The organism is Curtobacterium sp. Curtsp57, assembly GCF_047324335.1.
Classification (GTDB): domain Bacteria; phylum Actinomycetota; class Actinomycetes; order Actinomycetales; family Microbacteriaceae; genus Curtobacterium.
On the sequence record NZ_CP168511.1, the window covers coordinates 3,321,096 to 3,340,203 of the forward strand.

General features: G+C 71.9%; 11 protein-coding genes. 5 read left to right on the top strand and 6 right to left on the bottom strand.

Features of this window, described 5'->3' with window-relative positions:
* Positions 1-43 precede the first annotated feature (43 nt).
* From mvk to ACEN9V_RS16080, 5 genes are read left to right on the top strand one after another with little or no spacing between them, the layout of a single operon-like run.
* A complete protein-coding gene (mvk, locus tag ACEN9V_RS16060; protein ID WP_413601141.1) occupies positions 44-1,021 on the top strand; it encodes a mevalonate kinase in 978 nt (325 codons plus the stop codon).
* Complete coding sequence (gene mvaD, locus ACEN9V_RS16065; protein WP_281265599.1) at positions 1,018-2,019, top strand: diphosphomevalonate decarboxylase; 1,002 nt, start codon at positions 1,018-1,020, stop codon at positions 2,017-2,019. The genes mvk and mvaD overlap by 4 nt, the downstream gene beginning before the upstream one ends.
* Positions 2,016-3,110: a phosphomevalonate kinase gene (locus tag ACEN9V_RS16070; RefSeq protein ID WP_413601142.1), complete on the top strand. Its 1,095-nt coding sequence runs from the start codon at positions 2,016-2,018 to the stop codon at positions 3,108-3,110. Before mvaD ends, ACEN9V_RS16070 begins: the two co-directional genes overlap by 4 nt.
* 10 nt (positions 3,111-3,120) lie before the next feature.
* Positions 3,121-4,191: a hydroxymethylglutaryl-CoA reductase gene (locus ACEN9V_RS16075; protein ID WP_413601143.1), complete on the top strand. Its 1,071-nt coding sequence runs from the start codon at positions 3,121-3,123 to the stop codon at positions 4,189-4,191.
* A complete protein-coding gene (locus ACEN9V_RS16080; RefSeq protein ID WP_413601144.1) occupies positions 4,188-5,342 on the top strand; it encodes a hydroxymethylglutaryl-CoA synthase in 1,155 nt (384 codons plus the stop codon). Before ACEN9V_RS16075 ends, ACEN9V_RS16080 begins: the two co-directional genes overlap by 4 nt.
* A 266-nt stretch (positions 5,343-5,608) precedes the next feature.
* On the opposite strand, the gene ACEN9V_RS16085 is transcribed toward ACEN9V_RS16080, so the two are convergent.
* The 6 genes from ACEN9V_RS16085 to ACEN9V_RS16110 form a co-directional block, all read right to left on the bottom strand.
* Complete coding sequence (locus ACEN9V_RS16085) at positions 5,609-7,405, bottom strand: sulfite reductase subunit alpha (RefSeq protein WP_413601145.1); 1,797 nt, start codon at positions 7,403-7,405, stop codon at positions 5,609-5,611.
* Positions 7,402-12,951, bottom strand: coding sequence for a glutamate synthase-related protein (locus tag ACEN9V_RS16090; RefSeq protein ID WP_413601146.1), 5,550 nt, complete (start codon positions 12,949-12,951; stop codon positions 7,402-7,404). The genes ACEN9V_RS16085 and ACEN9V_RS16090 overlap by 4 nt, the downstream gene beginning before the upstream one ends.
* Before the next feature lie 171 nt (positions 12,952-13,122).
* Entirely contained in the window at positions 13,123-14,406 is a 1,284-nt protein-coding gene (locus ACEN9V_RS16095) for a glycosyltransferase (RefSeq protein WP_413601147.1), read from the bottom strand.
* A gap of 92 nt (positions 14,407-14,498) precedes the next feature.
* Positions 14,499-15,977 carry a sensor histidine kinase gene (locus ACEN9V_RS16100; protein ID WP_413601148.1) on the bottom strand — a complete coding sequence of 493 codons (1,479 nt, stop codon included), beginning with the start codon at positions 15,975-15,977 and terminating at the stop codon, positions 14,499-14,501.
* Entirely contained in the window at positions 15,974-16,684 is a 711-nt protein-coding gene (locus ACEN9V_RS16105; protein WP_413601149.1) for a response regulator transcription factor, read from the bottom strand. Before ACEN9V_RS16105 ends, ACEN9V_RS16100 begins: the two co-directional genes overlap by 4 nt.
* A gap of 10 nt (positions 16,685-16,694) precedes the next feature.
* On the bottom strand, positions 16,695-18,803 hold the full coding sequence (locus tag ACEN9V_RS16110) for an ArnT family glycosyltransferase (protein ID WP_413601150.1): 2,109 nt from the start codon (positions 18,801-18,803) through the stop codon (positions 16,695-16,697).
* Positions 18,804-19,108 lie beyond the last annotated feature (305 nt).

Genomic DNA, 19,108 nt, shown 5'->3' on the forward strand with positions numbered 1-19,108 from the left:
GAGCGGAATGACACGAACGACGATTAGGCTGGCCACACCAACGATGACCAGCAACCACCCAGCCACAGCACGAACAACGACGCCTCGAGTCGGATCGTCGTCGTCCCACGGCAAGACGATCCTGATCGGCGAGCACGCCGTGGTCTACGGCGCACCCGCGCTCGTGCTGCCGGCGAACGACGTGCTGGTCACGGCGACCGTGACGCCGATCCCGGGCGGCACCGGACACCACCTCGAGTCCGCGGTGCACACCGGCCCCCTGGACCTCGCTCCGGCCGCCGTCATGCCGACCGTGACGGCCGTGACCGCCACGCTGCGCCACCTCGGCGAGACCGGGCAGCAGTTCCACGTCCGGGTGGACAGCGACGTCCCGACGGCGCGGGGCATGGGGTCGAGCGCAGCGGTCGCCGCCGCCGTGACCGCAGCGGTCGCCGATGCCCTCGGCGTCGTCCTCGACCAGGAGACGCACCACGAACTCATCCAGGAGTGCGAGCGCGTCGCCCACGGCCGACCGTCCGGGCTCGACGCGCGAGGTGTCGTCGCGGACGTCCCGGTGTGGTTCGAGGGCGGCCGCATCGAACCGGTCGAGGTGACCGGTGAATTCGTCTTCGTGATCGCCGACACGGGTGTGCCCGGCCACACGCGCGAGGCCGTGACGTCGGTCCGCGAGCGGCACGACCGCGACCCCGGAGCGGTGGACGCGGTCATCGAGCAGATCGGCGAGCTGTCGCGACGGGCCCGGGGGACACTCGGGGATGGCGACGCACAGGCCCTCGGTGCCACGATGGACGCCGCGCACGAACTGCTCACCACCCTCGACGTGTCGAGTGATGACCTCGACCGGCTCGTCGGCGCCGCGCGCAGCGCGGACGCCCTCGGCGCGAAGCTCACCGGCGGTGGGCGGGGCGGTTGCGTCCTCGCACTCGCCGCGGACGGCGAGCACGCGGACCGCATCGCGGTCGCGCTCCGCGGCAGCGGCGCCGCCGCCACCTGGACCACTCGGATCGGAGACCGCGCTTGAGCACTGCCACCGCCGTCGCGCACCCCAACATCGCACTCGTGAAGTACTGGGGCAAGGCGGACGCCGACCTCGCGCTGCCCGCGACGGGCAGCGTCTCGATGGGCCTCGACGTCTTCCCGACGACCACCACGGTCACGCTGGTGGACGGGAAGGAGGCTCGTGATGCGTTCGTCCTGAACGGTCACGTCGCCGACGACGGAGCGTTGACGCGTGTCCAGCGCTTCCTCGAGATCGTCCGGCAGCTGGCGGGCAGCGATGCGCGCGCGCTCGTCGAGTCGACGAACGAGGTCCCGACCGGTGCCGGCCTGGCGTCGAGCGCGTCCGGCTTCGCCGCGCTCGCGACCGCAGCCGCCGCCGCGTACGGCCTCGACCTGTCCGAGCGTGACCTGTCCCGCCTCGCGCGCCGTGGATCGGGATCGGCGACGCGCTCGATCCCCGGAGGCGTGTCGGTCTGGCACGCCGGCGACGACCAGGGGTCGTACGCGGAGACGATCCCGGCGCCGCCGATGGCGATGGTCGTCGTGACGATCGACGCCGGGCCGAAGGAGATCGGTTCGCGTGAGGCGATGCGCCGGACGATCGCGACGTCGCCGTTCTACCCGGCATGGGTCACGTCGACGACGGAGACCGTCGGTGACATGCTCGACGCCTGCGCCGCCGGGGACTTCACGCGGGTCGGCGAGCTCACCGAGAGCAACGCGCTCCGGATGCACGCGACGATCGAGGGCTCGTTCCCCCCGATCCGCTACCTGAACGCCCGCAGCGTCGCCGTGTTCGACGCCGTCGCCGAGCTCCGCGCCGCCGGCACCGAGGCGTACGCCACGGCCGACGCCGGGCCGAACGTCGTCGTGCTCACGAAGCCGGAGGACCGCGGTGCCGTCGCCGGTGCGCTCGCGGGCTTCGGGGACGTCATCGAGTCCGGCACCGGACCAGCCGCTCACGTCGTCCGCTCCGAAGGAACGGGGAGCCACCCCGACCAGAAGGAGTCCGCCGAGTGATCGAGTTCCGTGCCCACGGCAAGCTGTTCGTCGCGGGGGAGTACGCCGTCGTCGAGCCGGGGCAGCCCTCCGTCATCATCGCGCTCGACCGCGCCATCACGGCCCGTGTCGCCGAGGGGCACGGTGCCGGCAGCGTGCACTCGGAGGAGTACGGGCACCTGCCGCTGACGTGGACCCGCGCCGAGGACGGCATCGCGCTGGACCGGGAACACCACCCGTACGACTACGTGATGGCGACGATCGACCTCGTCGAGAAGCTCCGCGGGGAGCTCGGCATCGAACCGCGTTTCCACGACCTCCGCATCTCCAGTCAGCTCGACGACGCCAGCGGCCGGAAGTTCGGGCTCGGCTCGTCCGCAGCCGTGACCGTCGCCACCATCGGCGCACTCGACCGCTTCTACGGCCTGGGGCTCTCGCAGCGCCAGCGCTTCCAGGTCGCCATGCTCGCGACCATCCGGGTGAACCCCCGCGCGTCCGGCGGGGACCTGGCCGCCAGCACGTTCGGCGGGTGGCTCCGCTACAGCGCCCCCGACCGCGAACGTCTGGCATCGCAGCTCGACGTGCGCACCGTGTCGGAGATCCTGCACGACGCGGAAGCCTGGGACGGCTTCGACGTCCAGCGCCTGCCTGCTCCCGAGAACCTGCGCCTGCTCGTCGGCTGGACCGGTTCGCCGGCGTCCACCACGAAGCTCGTGGGCGTGGTGCGGCGACACCGGAACGGCGGGTACCAGGCGTTCCTCGACGACAGCCGGGCCTGCGTGGACGACCTGACCACGGGCCTCCAGACCGGCGACGCCGCGCGCACACTGGACGCCCTGCGGCGCGCCCGCGGCCTGATGCAGCGCCTCGGCGACTCCGTCGGGTCCAGCATCGAGACCGAGCGCCTGACCACCCTGTGCGACGTCGTCGAGCGTGCCGGCGGGGCGGCGAAGCCGTCAGGAGCCGGCGGCGGCGACTGCGGCATCGCCCTCGTCCCCACGACGAGCGACACCGCGGAGCGCGACACCGCCGGGATCCTCCGCGAGTGGGAGGCGCACGACATCCGGCACCTCACCGTCGCCGTGCAACCCCCGGAAGGCCCGATCGAATGAGCACCGTCGAATGAGCGACAAGACCATCACGCAGACCCCGATCCCCACACGCTGGGTCGGTCCGCTCCGGGTGAGCGGCAACGCCGTCGAGGGCGAGCACGAGGTACCCCTCGCGACGTACGAGTCGCCGCTGTGGCCGTCCGTCGGCCGCGGGGCCCGGATCTCGCGCATGGTCGAGGGCGGCATCGTCTCGACCGTCGTCGACGAGCGCATGACCCGCTCCGTCGTCGTGCGTGCCACGAGCGCCGCCGCCGCACATATCGCGGCCGGACAGATCCTCGCGCGGCAGCCGGAACTCGAGGCGGTCGTCGCCGGGCAGAGCCGCTTCGCGAAGCTCATCGAGGTGCACCCGGAGATCGTCGGGGACCTGCTCTTCCTGCGCTTCGCGTTCACCACGGGTGACGCCTCCGGCCACAACATGGTCACGCAGGCCGCCGACACGCTGCTGCCGACGATCCTCGGCTGGCACCCCGAGCTGTCCTACGTGTCGATCTCCGGCAACTTCTGCTCCGACAAGAAGGCGACGGCGGTGAACGGCATCCGTGGCCGCGGGCGGAACACGATCGCCGAGATCGTCCTGCCAGGCATGGTCGTCGAGCGGTTCCTGAAGTCCTCGACCGAGCGGATCGTCGAGCTGAACACGGCGAAGAACCTGGTCGGCTCCACGATCGCGGGTGCCCTGCGCTCCGCCAACGCCCACTACGCGAACATGCTCCTCGGGTTCTACCTGGCGACGGGACAGGACGCCGCGAACATCGTCGAGGGCTCCCAGGGCATCACGTTCGCCGAGGCCCGCGGCGACGACCTGTACTTCTCGTGCTCGCTGCCGCACCTCATCGTCGGGACGGTCGGCAACGGCAAGGGCAACGACCTGCCCGTGGTCGAGGACGCCCTGGTGCGCCTCGGCTGCCGCGAGGACCGCGAACCCGGCGCGAACGCCCGACGGCTCGCCGGCCTCTGCGCCGCGACCGTCCTCTGCGGCGAGCTCTCCCTGCTCGCCGCACAGACCAACCCCGGTGAGCTCATGGCGGCCCACGTCGCCATGGAGCGGGGTACTGCTCGGAGAGAAGAGACGGCATGACCGGCATCGGCATCCACGACATCGCGGTCGCGACCGGGCACCACGTGCTCGAACTCGACGACCTGGCCGTGCAGCTCGGCGTGGACCCGGCGAAGTACCACGTCGGCATCGGCCAGGACGCCTTCAGCGTGCCCGCTCCGGACGAGGACATCGTCACGATGGGGGCGGCCGCCGCGAAGCAGGTCGTCGACCGGCACGGTTCGGAGGGCATCCGCACGGTGCTCTTCGCCACGGAGTCCGGCATCGACCAGTCGAAGGCCGCGGGCGTGTTCGTGCACGGACTGCTCGGGCTCCCGACGAACGCCCGCGTGGTCGAGCTGAAGCAGGCCTGCTACGGCGGGACCGCCGCGCTGCAGCTCGCACTCGGCATCGTCGCGCGGGACCCCCGCGAGCGTGTGCTCGTGATCGCCGCGGACGTCGCCCGCTACGACGTCGACACCGCCGCCGAGCCCACGCAGGGCGCAGGCGCGGTCGCGATCCTCGTCGCCGCCGACCCCGACCTGATCGAGATCGAGCCGCTGTCCGGGGTGTTCACCGCCGACGTCGACGACTTCTGGCGTCCGAACGACCGCTCGACCGCCCTGGTCGACGGCCGTCTGTCGGTCAGTGCCTACGTGGACGCCTTCATCGGCGCCTGGGACGACCTGGCGGCACGCGGCGGCCCGGCGTTCGACGACATCGACCGGTTCGTGCACCACCAGCCGTTCACGAAGATGGCGCTCAAGGCACACCGGAAGCTCACGCAGCACGTCGGCGCGGAGTTCGACGAGTCCGAGCTGGTGACGGGCTTCACGTACAACAGGCAGGTCGGCAACACGTACACGGCCTCGCTCTGGATCGCGCTCGCCGCCCTCCTCGACCTCGACGACGACCTCGCCGGCAAGCGGATCGGCATGTTCAGCTACGGCTCCGGCAGTGTCGGCGAGATGCTGACGGGCATCGTCCGCCCCGAGTACCGGCAGCACCGTCGTGACGGCTCCGTGCGCGCGGCGCTGGACGCCCGCGTCCCGCTGACGGTCGCGGAGTACCGGGCCCTGCACGCGACGGGAGCCGCGACGAGCGACGACGTCGAGCGTCCGCGCGTGACCACCGCCCCGTTCCGGTTCGCCGGTGTGCTCGGCGGCGCACGGCACTACGAGGCGCGCAGCTGACCGCAGAGACGCCGCGCTCCCGCCGAGACGCCGCCGGAACCGGCTCCGTCTCGGGGACTCGCCGGCGTCTCGGCAGTCAACGGCTACCACCCACAGGTGAATCCCAGTACGGTGCAATGACCGCTCGATGTTCCCGTCGTCGTCGGCTCAGGGCGCCGCGACGACGGGGGAGACCCGGATCAGGGGGCTCCCCGCAGGCGCCGGGCGGTCGGGGTCGCCGTCCCGCCCGAGGATTCGGGTTCCGAAGGCCGGGACGGCGGCCCCGCTCAGTACACGTCGCGGACGTACCGCTTCGCGCGACGCAGGTCGGCGAGGTACTCGGCGGCGTCGTCGTCGCCCTTGCCGCGTTCGGTCGCGATGACCTGCAGCAGGGCCGTCTCGACGTCCTTCGCCATCCGTGACGCGTCGCCGCACACGGTGAACGTCGCACCGTCCTCGAGCCACGCGTAGAGCTCCCTGGACTGCTCGCGCATCCGGGTCTGCACGTAGACCTTCTCTGCCTGGTCACGCGAGAACGCCAGGTCCATGCGGGTGAGGACGCCCTGCTCCTGCAGTGCCGAGAGCTCGTCCCGGTACACGAAGTCGGTGTCGCGGTGCTGGTCGCCGAAGAACAGCCAGTTGCGCCCGGTGGCGCTGCGGGCGGCCCGCTCGTGGAGGAACCCGCGGAACGGCGCGATGCCGGTCCCGGGGCCGACCATGATGAGCGGTGCGGCGTCATCGGCGGGGACGCTGAACGCGGCGTTCGGCTGCAGGTACACGCCGACCTCGTCGCCGACCGCAACCCGGTCGGCCAGGTGCGTGGACGCGACGCCGGAGTGCCGTCGGTTCACGTCGCCGTACCGGACGGAGGCGATCGTCAGGTGGATCCGGCCCGGGTGCGCGAGCGGGCTCGACGAGATCGAGTACTGGCGGGCCTGCAGCGGCCGGAGGAACGGCAGGAGCTCGTCCAACCCGGGTGCAGCAGGGCCGGCGTCACGGAGCAGGTCGAGCACGTCACGGCCCCAGAGCCAGCGGTCCAGCTCGCGCTTGTCGCCGTGCGCGACGACCGCCGCGAGCTCGCTGGCCGGGGCACGCTGCACGAGGTCCGCGACGAGGTCCTTCGACGGCGTCCGGATCTCCCGGTCGTCGCGGAGCACGTCGACGACGGCCCGACCGTCGAACCGCTCGTCGCCGGTGGCGCCGAGGTGGTCCAGCAGCTCCGACACGAGGGCGTCGTCGTTGCGCGGCACGACCGCGAGTGCGTCTCCTGCGGCGTACGTGATGCCGCTGTCGCCGAGGTCGAACTCGTAGTGGCGGATCTCCTTCGCGCTGCGCGGGTCGGAGAGCAGCCGGTTCTCCACCAGGCGAGCACGGTACGGGTTGCGCTTGTTCCACTGAGAACCCGGCCTGGAGGCTCGGCTCGCGCCCGCCCCGCCGGCTGCGGTCGCGTCGCTGGTCGCGCCGGCCCAGGTGGCTGCGGTCGCGCCCGGTGCCCCGTCCGCGCCGGTCTGGGCCTGGATGCGGTCGAGGACGCCGGCGGTCCAGAGGGCCGCGGGGTCCTCGAAGTCCACGTCGCAGTCGACGCGGTCGTGGATCCTGGTGGCACCGAGCTGCTCGAACCGGGTGTCGAGGAGCTTGCCGGCCTGGCAGAACTCGTCGTACCCGCTGTCGCCGAGCCCGAGGACCGCGAACTGCAGTCCCTCCAGCCGCGGGGTGGCGTCGGACTGGATCGCGTCCCAGAACAGGCCGGCGTTGTCGGGCATCTCGCCCTCGCCGTACGTCGAGGTGACGACGAGCACGTGCGACATCCCGGCGAGCTGCTCGGGGGAGACGTCGTCGAGCGCCGTGGTCCGCCCACCGAGTCCGCGGGCACGCGCACCGGCGACGAGCTGGTCCGCCAGGAACTCGGCGTTGCCGGTCTGGGTGCCGAACAGCACGTCGACCGTCGTGGTCGGCGCCGGCGCCTGGGACTTCTTGCCTGCGGCGGCGATCCCCGCGATGAACCCGGCGAGCCAGGACTCCTGGGCAGCGGAGAACGGGGCGTCGACCGGGATCAGCGAGCCGGTCGGGGGCAGCAGGGTCACGCGGTCACCGCCTCGGCAGGGGCCTCGGGAGCGCGGCGGGCGATGTCCTCGAGCGCCGCGGTGGCGAGCAGCTCGTCGAAGCGTGCCGCGCGGACGCGTCCGTCGTTCTTGGCGTTCTGGTGCATGATCCAGCCGGTCGTTCCCGGTGCGTCCATGCTGCGGTTGTTCCGCTGCGTGAGCGCACGCTTGTAGTCGTCGAGTCGCTTGATCGCGATGAGGGTGGCGAGCTCGTCGTCCGCGAACTTCTCGAGCGTGCCGCGCAGGTACTTCACGACGCGCTGCTTCACGAAGAAGTCCTCGGTCAGGACGAGGTTCTTGACGGCCTCGGCGACGCGGGGGTCGTTCGGGTCCGTCGCGCCGGGGACCCGTTCGAGCGCGATGTCCTGCGCGGCGCCGAGCACCGTGTACGACGACAGCAGCGAGAACATGTCGTCGCCCTGGTCCCCGAGCGCCGGGGCACGGCCGTCGAGCACGGTGCGGCGGTCGCGGTAGTCGACCTTGAACGCGCGGAGCTTGTCCGTCGCGGTCGACGTGGCGAGCTCGTCGAGCAGTTCGTTCCTCGTCGCGGCCGCCAGGATCGCCTCGGCGTCCTGCGTGAGCAGGAGCGCACGGGGCATGCCGACGAACACGTGCGTGCGGGTCGTGTCCCAGTCGGCCAGCAGCCGGCTCGCGAGCTCGGAGCCGGTCGCCTCGAGGTGCCACGCGAGGAGCAGTCGTGCCGCGTCCTCGTGGAACGCGCCGCGCTCGGTGTCGGTGACGGGGAAGACCAGGAGCGAGTCGGTGCTGGCGCGCTCGGTGACCTGCCCGGACGGGTCGTACTGGTAGAGGAAGCCGCCGGACATGCCGTTCCCGAGCCCCTTGCCGAAGCCGCCGAGGTTGAACACCGCGCCGCCCGTCATGTACTCGCAGCCGAAGTCGCCGAGGCCCTCGACCACCGCGGTCGCGCCGGAGTTCCGGACGGCGAACCGGTCGCCGGCCTCGCCCTCGACGAACGTGCGCCCACCGGTGGCGCCGAACAGCGCGAAGTTGCCGATGAGGACGTTCCCACCGCGTTCGGCGCTGCCGCCGCCCGGCGCGCGCACGACGATGCGGCCGCCGCTCTGGCTCTTGCCGACACCGTCGTTCGCCGTGCCGGTGTGCTCCAGCAGGACGCCGTCGTTGTTGAAGACGCCGTAGGACTGCCCGGCGGCGCCGCTCGTGCGGATCGTCACGGCACCGTCGACCAGGCGACGGCGACCGCGGTCGTCCGTGGTGACGGCGGGGACGTCCTCGAACGACGCGTCGCGGAGCTCGTGGTTGAGGATCCGCTCGACGTCGATGCCGAACTGGCCGCCGACCGACTTGTCGGCGTTGCCGAGGAGCACGCCGTCGATGGTGACGGAGTGCTCGTGGTGGGTCAGGAGCGCCGTGCGGACCCGTTCGATGAGCGCGTCGTCGGTGCGGAAGTCCTTCTCCAGGTACTCGGGGTCGGTGACGACCTTCTCGGGCACCTGCGCGAGCAGGTTCCGCACGTCCAGCCGTCCCACGCTCGCCGGGTGGTCGAGGAGCTGCAGCAGATCCGTACGACCGCGGGCCTCGCGCAGGGAGCGCAGGCCGAGGCGGGCGAGGATCTGCCGGACGTCGTGCGCGATGTTCAGCAGGTACTGCGCGAGCGCGCGGGGGTCCCCCTCGAACGCCTCGGCGTTCGTGGTGAGACCGGCAGGGCACTTCACGTTGCAGTTCTTCGCCATCACGCAGCCGAGCATCATCAGCGCGGTGGTGCCGAACTCGAAGCTGTCGCCGCCGAGGAGCGCGCTCGTGACGACGTCGCTGCCGGTCTGGTGCGCGCCGGAGCAGCGGAGCGTGACCTTCTGCCGGAGGCCGTTCGCGACGAGGGCCTGGTGGACCTCGGCCACGCCGATCTCCGCGGAGCGGCCCGCGTACTTCAGGCTCGTGACGGCAGCAGCCCCCGTGCCGCCGGTGTTCCCGGCGACGTTGATGACGTCGGCGCCGGCCTTCGCGACACCCACGGCGATGGTGCCGATGCCCTCGGAGGACACCAGCTTCACGATCACCCGGACACGGGCGGCCTTGCAGTCGTGGATGAGCTGCGCGAGGTCCTCGATCGAGTACGTGTCGTGGTGCGGCGGCGGCGAGATGAGCTCGACGCCGGGGGTGCCACCACGGGCAGCGGCGATGTCGACCGTGACCTTCGGCGCCGGCAGCTGGCCGCCTTCGCCGGGCTTGGCACCCTGGCCGATCTTGATCTCGAGCTCCTCGAGCATGGGGTCGGCGAGGTAGCCCGCCCAGATGCCGAAGCGACCGGAGGCGAACTGCTTGATGCGGGAGCCACGGATGGTGCCGTAGCGGGAGTGGTGCTCGCCGCCCTCACCGCTGTTCGACATGCCGCCGACCATGTTCGTGCCGTGCGCGACCGCCTCGTGCGCGGTGGCGACGAGCGCCCCGTGGCTCATCGCACCCGACGCCAGCGTCCTGGTGATCTCGTGCGCCGGCTGGACGTCGTCGAGCTCGACGCTCTCCGGCGCGCTCTCCAGGAGTCCGAGGAGGTCGACCGCGAACCCGGTGGCGCGGAGCGTCACCTGGGTGTCGTCGACGTCGTCGACGTCGACCTGGCCGGGGAAGAGCAGGGCGAGGCCCGCTGCGAGAGCCGTGTGGCGATCTGCACCCGACGGTCCGGCGGACGTGAGCCGCAGACGGAACCGATCCGGGCCTCCCGGCACGGCGTCGCCGACCCGTGAGCCGAGCAGCCCGCGCACCGTGACGCTGCTGTTGCCGGTCAGCGAGAAGCGGCCGAGTTCGCGGGCGAAGTCCTCTGCCGTGTCGATGCCGGTCACGTCGGCGGGGAGCGCGAGCACGTCGCGGAGCGCGCTCGGGCGGCGCGAGCGCTCCTCGTGCGTGGTCTGCAGGAACGTCCGGTAGCCAGGAGTCGTGCGGAAGGCGTCGATCTCGGCGTCGCTCAGCCGGTCGTAGCCGGTGTTCCGGTACGCGGCGTCGGAGATGCCGAACGCGTCGTCGAGCTGCCCGAGCGTCAGGAGCCGGAGCGCTTCCGAGTCGCCGGAGCGCTCGAAGGACGGACGCTCCTCGGTCATGCCGCCGAAGCCGCGCACGCTCGCGACGCCGAACGAGTGCCCGGCACCGTCGGAACGTTCCTTGAAGAGCCCGAGGAGCGGGACCTGGGCGTCGCCCTGCACGCTCCGCGCGCGCTCGTGCCAGTCCGTCGCCGCCTGGGCGATGCGGGCGAACCCGACACCACCGACCGGGGCGTCCATGTGCGGGAAGACCCGGGCGAACAGGTCGTCGCGGGTGTCGAGGTAGTTCGGTTCGAAGAACTCGCCACCGATGTAGCTCTCCGCGGTGCAGAGCCCGACACGGCCCATCGTCTTCGCGAGGGCCTTCTCGGCTGCCTTCCTGAACTGCTTCAGCGCCTGGTCGGTGGCGGTGAGCTCGCCGGCCGGTGCCGGGGCTGCCGGGTACTTCTCCTCGGCACGGAGCCGCGCGGACAGGCTGTACACCGCTGCCGCGCCGAAGCCCAGCACCGTCGCCACGTGGTGGGACGAGGGGAGCTGACCGCTCTCCGCGACGACCGAGACGCGCAGGCGCAGGCCCGTCTCGATGAGGCGCTGGTTCACCGCCGCGACGGCGAGGATCACGGGGAGCGCGGCGGAGGTGCTCGAGACGCTGCGGTCGGTCAGCACCGCGATCCCGCCCCGCTGCTCGGCGAACGCCATGACCGCGTCGGCGAGCCGCTCGGTCGCGGTGCGCACCGCGTCGGCGTTGGCCTGCTCGTCACCGAGGACGGGGACGTAGAGCATGTCGAAGCGCTCGAGCGGCACGATGTCCTGGTCGCGGAGCCGCACCATGTCGAGGTGCCCGAGGATCGGGGACTGCACGACGAGCTGCCGGGTCTGCGCGCCCGTGCCGTCCGGCTTGGCTCCGAGGGCGACGCGCATGCTCATGCCGTCGGCCTCGCGGATGGAGTCCAGCGGCGGGTTCGTCACCTGGGCGAAGCGCTGCGAGAAGTACTTCGCCATGCCGCCCTCGGTGTCGCTGAGGGCGTTGATGGCGTTGCCGTAGCCCATCGCCGAGATCCGCTCCGAGCCGTTCTGCAGCATCGGGTCGAGCATGAACCGGAAGCTCTCCTGGTTCAGCGAGTACGCCACGTAGCGGCCCTGCAGCGACAGGTCGCCGTCGTAGCCGAGGGTGTTCGTGGTGCGGTCGTAGTCCGGCGCGGGCAGGTCGTCCAGGTTCACCCGGGCGTCGTCGAGCAGCGTGCCGTAGTCGCGGCGGGCGGCGAGCATCTCGAGGACCTCGCCGGTGCGCATCTGCGTGCCGGTGCGGTGGTCGACGACGAGCATGCCGCCGGCCTCGATGCGGCCACGGTGCACGACCTCGTCGTCCGGGAACGTGACCTGACCGGCCTCGGACGACACCATCAGGTACTCGGCCGTCTCGACCGTGCGCAGCGGGCGGAGTCCCAGGCGGTCGAGTCGGGCACCGACGACGTCGCCGTCGCTGAAGATCACGGCGGCGGGCCCGTCGTTCTTCTCCTCGTACAGCGAGAAGTACTCGAGCATCGCCCGGACGTCGTCCGTCAGCGTGCGGTCGTTCTCCCACGCCGGCGGCATGAGCGACACGACGGCCTCGACGATCTCCAGGCCGTCGTCGAACACGCGGCTCTGCAGGGTCTGGTCGAGGCGGCTCGAGTCGGACTGTCCTGGTGGACGGACGATGCTGCGCGTGCGTGCTCGGGCGAGCGCCTCGTCGGAGAGGCGGTTCTTCCGGTCGGTGTTGAGCTCGCCGTTGTGTGCCATCAGGCGGAACGGCTGCGCCATCGTCGGGTGCGGCTCGGTGTTCGTCGAGAAGCGGGTGTGGAAGTACAGCGTCCGGACGGAGTGCCGGGGGTCACTGAGGTCGGTGAAGTACCCGATGACCTCGCCGGAGTTCAGGCGGCCCTTGAGCACCTGCGTGCGCGCGCTCAGGGACAGCGGCGACAGGGCGGCGTGCTCGAGGTGCTGCTCGGCCGCCTCGCCGTAGGAGATCGCCTCGATCGCGAGCAGGGCGCGGTTGGCGGCGGCGTCGACGACGTCGCGGGACCAGTCCTCCGGAGCACGGAAGACCCACTGCACGACGGGCAGCTGGTACTGCTCGGCCTCAGGACGGGCGACGGAGTGGTCCACCGGGACGTCGCGGACGAGGAGGAGCTCGAAGCCCTGCTGCTCGATCTGCTCCGTGACCGTGCGGACCGCGCGGTCGCGCTCGTCGGGCTGGCTCGGCACGAAGCAGTTCGCGACGCCGAAGTGGCCTGCGCGGAGCTCCTCGCCGGTGAGCGCGCTGAAGAACTCCACGGACAGGTCGATGCTGACGCCGGCACCGTCGCCGACCCCCTCGGAGGACTTGCCGCCGCGATGCGGGATCGCACAGAGCGCTTCGTCGCCCTTCACGATGACGTCGTGGCTCGGGGTGCCGTCGAGACGGGTGATGAAGCCAACGCCGCAATCGGAGTTCTCGCGGGCAGGGTCGTACAGACCGAAGGGGGAGGGGTTCACGTGCGGGTCCTGAGGAGCGAGTGCCGGCAGCGGACGGACGGAGGCTGCAACGGTGGAGCGCTCGCCGCGGGCGGACCGGTGGTGTCGGTCGGGCCCTGTGGTGTCGTGGTGCGGTGAGGCGATGCTAAGCGTTGGTATACCGACAGCGCAACACCGCTGCTCCGGTTGTGCTCAGCGCGTCGTCGGGGCGGTGCGCGTCGTGGCGTCCGTCACGGGCAGCGCCTCGGTCGTGGCCTCGGCGGCGGGGGTGGTGCCGGCGCGGATGACCTCCGGACGACGACGCGTGCGGAACACCCACGCCTTGAAGAGCACGAAGCGGACCAGGGTCGCGAGCAGGTTCGCCCCCGTCAGCACCGCGATCTCCGCGCCGTGCGACGACCCGGGCGCCGTCGCGTGCAGCACGACGAGGGACCCCGACGTGATCGCCCACGCGATGCCGAACACGACGAGCCCCTGCACGTGGTGGCGTCCGGCGCCGGACCGACCGCGCACGCCGAACGTGAACCGTCGGTTCAGCGCGGTGTTCCCGATCGCGGTGACGAGGAGCGCGAGGAAGTCGGCGGTCTGTGCGCCGATCGCCGGGCGGAACAGCGCGTACAGCACCGCGAAGGCGATCGTCGACACGACACCGATCGCACCGAACCGGAGCACCTGTCCCACGATGCCCACGTGCGGCGTCGTGAACGGCTGGCGGCCGATCGCCTCGTAGACCGGCGCGACGGGGATCCGCCCGGTCGCCAGGCCGCGCGACACCCGCCACATGCCCTTCAGGTCCTCGGTCGCGGTCGACGCGATGTCCACGGACGAGTTCACGTCGTCGACCCAGTCGACCGGGACCTCGTGCACGCGCAGGCCCGCGTGTTCGGCGATCACGAGCAGCTCCGTGTCGAAGAACCACGCGTCGTCCTCGCAGAGGGGCAGGACGTGCTCCGCCGCCTGCCGGGTGATCGCCTTGAAGCCGCACTGGGCGTCGGAGAACGAGACGCCCATCGTGGTCCGGAGCAGCAGGTTGTAGGAGCGCGAGATGAACTCGCGCTTGCCGCCCCGCACCACCCGCGACGAACCGGCCAGCCGGGTGCCGATCGCCAGGTCCGAGTGGCCGGAGAGCAGCGGTGCCACGAGCGGCTCGAGCGCTGCGAGGTCGGTGGAGAGGTCCTCGTCGACGTACACGAGCACCCGGGCGTCGGACGCGCCCCACACGGCCTTGAGTGCCCGACCGCGGCCCTTCTCGGGCAGGTGCACCGCGTGGACCCCGTCGAGCATCGCGGCGAGGTCGTCGGCGATGCGGGCGGTGTCGTCGGTCGAGGCGTTGTCCGCGATCGTGATCCGCCACGTGTGGGACAGCGACGTCCGGCAGAACGTGTGCAGGCGCCGGACGTGGGCCGCGAGCGTGTCCTGCTCGTTGTAGCAGGGGACGACGATGTCGATGTCGAGGGTGGGGTTCGTCTCCGTCATACCGCTGATGCTCGGCAGTGCCCCTACGGGAACCGGAGCACGGCCCTGTGCCGACGGTAAGAACCCGTGTCGGTCCGAGGGGGCGAGGCGCCTCAGGGCCGCAGCGAGACCGTGAACGCCGTCCGCCCCGGCTCCGACACCACCCGCACCGTGCCGCCGTGCGCGTCCACGACCCCGCGCACGATGGCCAGCCCGAGGCCGCTCGTCCCGTGCTCCCGGGAGCGAGAGGCCTCACCACGGGTGAACCGGTCGAACAGCGTCGGCAGCACCTCGGCCGGGATCGGCGGCCCGTCGTTCGCCACGACGAACCGCACCTCGCCGGGCTCCGTCCCGGCCACGCGCTGCAACGACACCACGACGGCGGTCCCCGCTGGTGTGTGCGTCCGCGCGTTCGCCAGCAGGTTCGTCACCACCCGGCGCAGTTGACCCTCGTCCCCGGACACGACGATCGGCTCGTCGTCGACCTGCAGTGTCCACCGGTGTGACGGAGCGGTCGCGCGGGCGTCCATCGTCGCCTCGACGACCAGCGACGTGAGGTCGACGGGGTCGGCGGCACGGACGACCGTCCCGGAGGACGCCGCGTCGAGCCGGGCGAGCAGCAGCAGCTCGTCGACCAGCGACCCCATGCGGACGGCTTCGCGTCCGATCCGGTCGACGTTCTGGTGGAGCGCGTCCACGTCCGACGACGAGGAGGACAGTTCGGCGTACGCCCGCACGGTCGCGATCGGGGTGCGGAGCTCGTGCGACGCGTCGGCGATGAAGGTGCGCATGCCGGCTTCGGCATCGCGTCGCACGGTGAGCGCGCGGGCCACGTGCCCGAGGAGACGGTTGAGCGCCGAACCAACGGCGCCGACCTCGCGGTTCTGCGCCAGGTCCACGTCGGCGACCCGCACGGGGATGTCGGTGTCGCCCCGCTCCAGGTCGAGCCCGGTGACGCTCGATGCGACCTCGGCCACGCGTTCGAGCGGACGCAGGGAGCGGCGGACGAGCATCGCGCCGGCCCACACGGCGACGAGGAGCCCGACGAGTGTGACGCTGCCGATCACGATGACGAGCCGGACCACGGACGCACGCAGGTCGTCGAGGGGCAGCGCTGTGACGTAGACGTCGCCGGACGACCCGATCGCCTGCGCGCGGTAGGTGCCGAGTGACCCGAGCGACACGGTCACCTGGGCGCCGTCGGCGTCGACGGACGACAGCGTGGACTCCTGCGCCGACGTCAGTCCGTGCTGCTGGCCGCTGCTGTCGGTGTACCCGGCGAGCACGGAGGAGCCGTCGCGGTAGATCGCCACGACCGTCCCTGCGGCCTGTCCGGGAGCGCCGATGAACGCGTTCCCCGGGTCCGGGCGGTCACCGGAGTCCGCACCGGGAGGCGGCGACGGGGACCCACCGGGCCCGAGCGTCCGGTTCGCCGCCGTGGACAGCTCCGCGTCGAGCCGCCCCACGAGGTACCCGCGGTAGGCGACGACGGTCACGACCCCGACGACGAGGTTCGTCGCCACGAGCAGCAACGCCACGGCACCCACGAGCCGCCACCGCAGCGACGGCACCCGCCGAGCGCGAGCGCTCACGGCCGCAACACGTACCCGGCGCCGCGTACGGTCTGCACGAGCGGCGAGCGCCCGACGTCGAGCTTCTTCCGCAGGTACGACACGTACATGTCCACGAGGTTCGACGACGACCCGAAGTCCATGCCCCACACGTTCGTCAGGATGTGCTCCCGCGACAGCACCCGGTTCGCGTTCCGCGCGAGGTACCGCAGCAGTTCGAACTCGGTCGGGGTCAACTCGATCGGGGAGCCGGACCGGGTCACGGTCCTGGCGTCCTCGTCGAGCACCATGTCGCCCACGACGATGCCGGACGGAGCGGATGCCACCCGCGCCGAGGTCCGTGCCAGGATCCGCGCTCGGACGAGGAGCTCCGCCACCCCGAACGGCTTCGTGAGGTAGTCGTCGCCGCCCCGGGTGAGCCCGGCGAGCCGGTCCTCGGACGAGTCCTTGGCGGTGAGGAACAGCACCCGGACGTCGTCGCGGGCGTCCCGGAGCCTGTCGAGCACCTGGAACCCGTCGATGTCCGGCAGCATCACGTCGAGCACGATCACGTCCGGCTGGAAGTCCCGCGCGGCGAAGAGCACGTCGCGGCCGCGGTGCACGGCGTGCACGGACCAGCCGCCCGCCTCCACCGCGCGGCGGACGGCATCGGCGAGCGCGTGCTCGTCGTCCACGACGAGGGCACGGACGGGGCTCCCGTCGGTGCGCTGCAGCAGTCGGTCGGCCATCGGGCCGAGCCTACTTCCCGCTCGTCAGGTCGTAGACGGTCTGTCCGCCGACGGTGGTGGACTCGTAGTTCGCCGCGACCCACTCCTGGATGGCGCTGGCCGTGGACGATCCGCCGCCCATGCCACCGCCGTTCCCGGACGCGATGTAGTACGCGATCTTCCCGTCGGCGACGGACGCCTTGAACTCGGCGAGCGTCGGTGTCGGGTCGCTGGACCAGCCGCCGATCGCCATCACCGCGGTGTCGGTGTCGAGCTCCAGCTGCGCGGCGGACTGCGACCCGTTCACGGCGGCGGCCCACTTCGTGTCCGTCGCTTCGAGCAGCTTCTGCAGTGCCGACGACGTCGACGCGCCCTCGCCTCCGCCGCCGGTCGCGTCACCGGTCGGGAGGCTCGTCCCCGATCCCGCATCGCCCGTCCCGTCTCCGGAACCCTCCTGGGTCCCGCCCGGCATCTCGCCGGAGGAACCGCTCGGCGGTTCCGGCATCTCGCCGGACGTGCCGCCGGGGGGCGTCCCGCCTGGTCCGCCCGTGCCTCCCGGCATGCCCCCGCCGCCCATCCCGCCACCGGACGATCCCGACGGACCGACGCTCGGGATCGAGCCGGAGTGCGCCACCGTGGTGGTGGCCAGCGCGTAGGCGGTGGTGCCGGTGAGCCCGAAGAGCGTCCCGGCGAGGACGCCGACGGCGACCAGCTTGCGGAGCGACGGGACGCTGCCGACGACGATCGCGACGGCCGACAGCAGCCCGCCGGCGAGCACCACCCAGCGGAGCCACGGCAGCCACGTCGGGTTCTCGTTCAGCAGGCACCAGCCCCAGAACGCCGTGATGCCGATCATGCCCGCGAGGCCCAGGCGTCCGGTCATCCGGTTCCTGGCGTTCCAGAGCAGCGCGCCGCCGGTGCCGACGAGGCCCGCGATCGCCGGGGTGAGCGCGACCGTGTAGTACGGGTGGATCGTGCCGGACATGTACGAGAACACGAGCCCGGTGACGATGAGCCATCCGCCCCAGAGCACGAGACCGGCACGGACGGGGTCGCCGATCGTCCGGCGTCCGACCACGACCAGGCCGAGCACGAGGGCGATGAGCGCGGCGGGGAGCAGCCAGGAGATCTCGAGGCCCATCTCCGACGAGAACAACCGGTCCAGGCCGGTCGACCCACCGAACGACGAGCCTGCGGTACCGCCGGTCATCCCGCCGCCACCACCGCCGTTGCCCGAGCCGCCGAAGATGCGGCCGAGCCCGTTGTAGCCGAAGACCAGGTCCAGGACGGTGTTGTTCGTGGAGCCGCCGATGTAGGGGCGGGAGTCGGCGGGCCACAACCACACCGCGACGACCCACCAGCCGGCGGCGACGACCAGGGACCCGGCCGCGATGAGGAGGCCGACGATGCGCCTCGGCCACGTGGTCCGTGCGGCGATCAGGTACACGAGCCCGAACGCCGGCAGGACGAGGAGCCCCTGCAGCATCTTCGTCAGGAACGCGAAGCCGAGGGCGACACCGGCGAGCGCGATCCACCGCCAGCTGCCCGTCGGGAGCGCTCGGACGGTGCAGTACGCGCCGGCGGTCATGAGCAGCACGAGGAGTGCGTCCGGGTTGTCGAAGCGGAACATCAGCGCCGCGGCCGGTGTGGCCGCGACGACGAACCCGGCGAGCAGCGCGCCGACGTTCGCGGTCGTCGACCCCAGGCGGGTCAGGGTCCGGCGGACCGTGCCCCACACCAGCGCGACGGACCCGACGGCCATCAGGGCCTGGGGGAGCAGGAGGCTGAAGGACGAGAAGCCGAAGAGCCTCGCGGACAGGACCATCACCCAGAGCGACGCCGGCGGTTTGTCCACGGTGATGAAGTTCGACGAGTCGAGGGAGCCGAAGAAGAACGCCTCCCACGACTTCGTGCCGGCCTGCACGGCTGCGGCGTAGAACGAGTTCGCGTACCCGGATTCGCTGAGGTTCCAGAGGTACACGACGGCGGTCACGACGAGGAGCGCCCAGAAGGCCGGCCGGAGCCAGCGGGCGTCCTCGCGCTCGCCGAGGAAGAGGCGGGCGACGGCTCTCCGACGTGTCTGCGCACCCGAGTGCGCACGGTCGCGTCGATCGGTCACGGGGATCGGGTACGTGGTCATGTCCATGAGCATCCGGGGCGTTCCCCGAACACCCCCATGCGTGACCTGTGCGCCGGGTAAGTGTGCTGAGGCCCGTCCCGAGCGTCGGGCGGCCGGCGCAACGAGTGCACGGAAGGTGCGGTCGCACTGGGCGCCCGGTCGCCAGCTCTGCGCACTCGACCGGCCGCGGCCCGGCGGCGGCGCCCGGTTCAGGGGGGCGGTGCCGGGATCGAGTGCGCGGAAGTGGTCGGCGCGAGGGACGCCGGGCCGCCGCTTCTGCGCACTCGACCGGCGTGCATGCGGGCGGCGCTGCGGGTTCGGTCCGA

Bases quoted from the DNA above. Each gene is read 5' to 3' on its own strand.
- mvk (WP_413601141.1), top strand. From the start codon at position 44: ATGACCAGCAACCACCCAGCCACAGCACGAACAACGACGCCTCGAGTC.
- ACEN9V_RS16075 (WP_413601143.1), top strand. From the start codon at position 3,121: ATGAGCGACAAGACCATCACGCAGACCCCGATCCCCACACGCTGGGTC.
- ACEN9V_RS16080 (WP_413601144.1), top strand. From the start codon at position 4,188: ATGACCGGCATCGGCATCCACGACATCGCGGTCGCGACCGGGCACCAC.
- ACEN9V_RS16095 (WP_413601147.1), bottom strand. From the start codon at position 14,406: ATGACGGAGACGAACCCCACCCTCGACATCGACATCGTCGTCCCCTGC.
- ACEN9V_RS16105 (WP_413601149.1), bottom strand. From the start codon at position 16,684: ATGGCCGACCGACTGCTGCAGCGCACCGACGGGAGCCCCGTCCGTGCC.
- ACEN9V_RS16110 (WP_413601150.1), bottom strand. From the start codon at position 18,803: ATGACCACGTACCCGATCCCCGTGACCGATCGACGCGACCGTGCGCAC.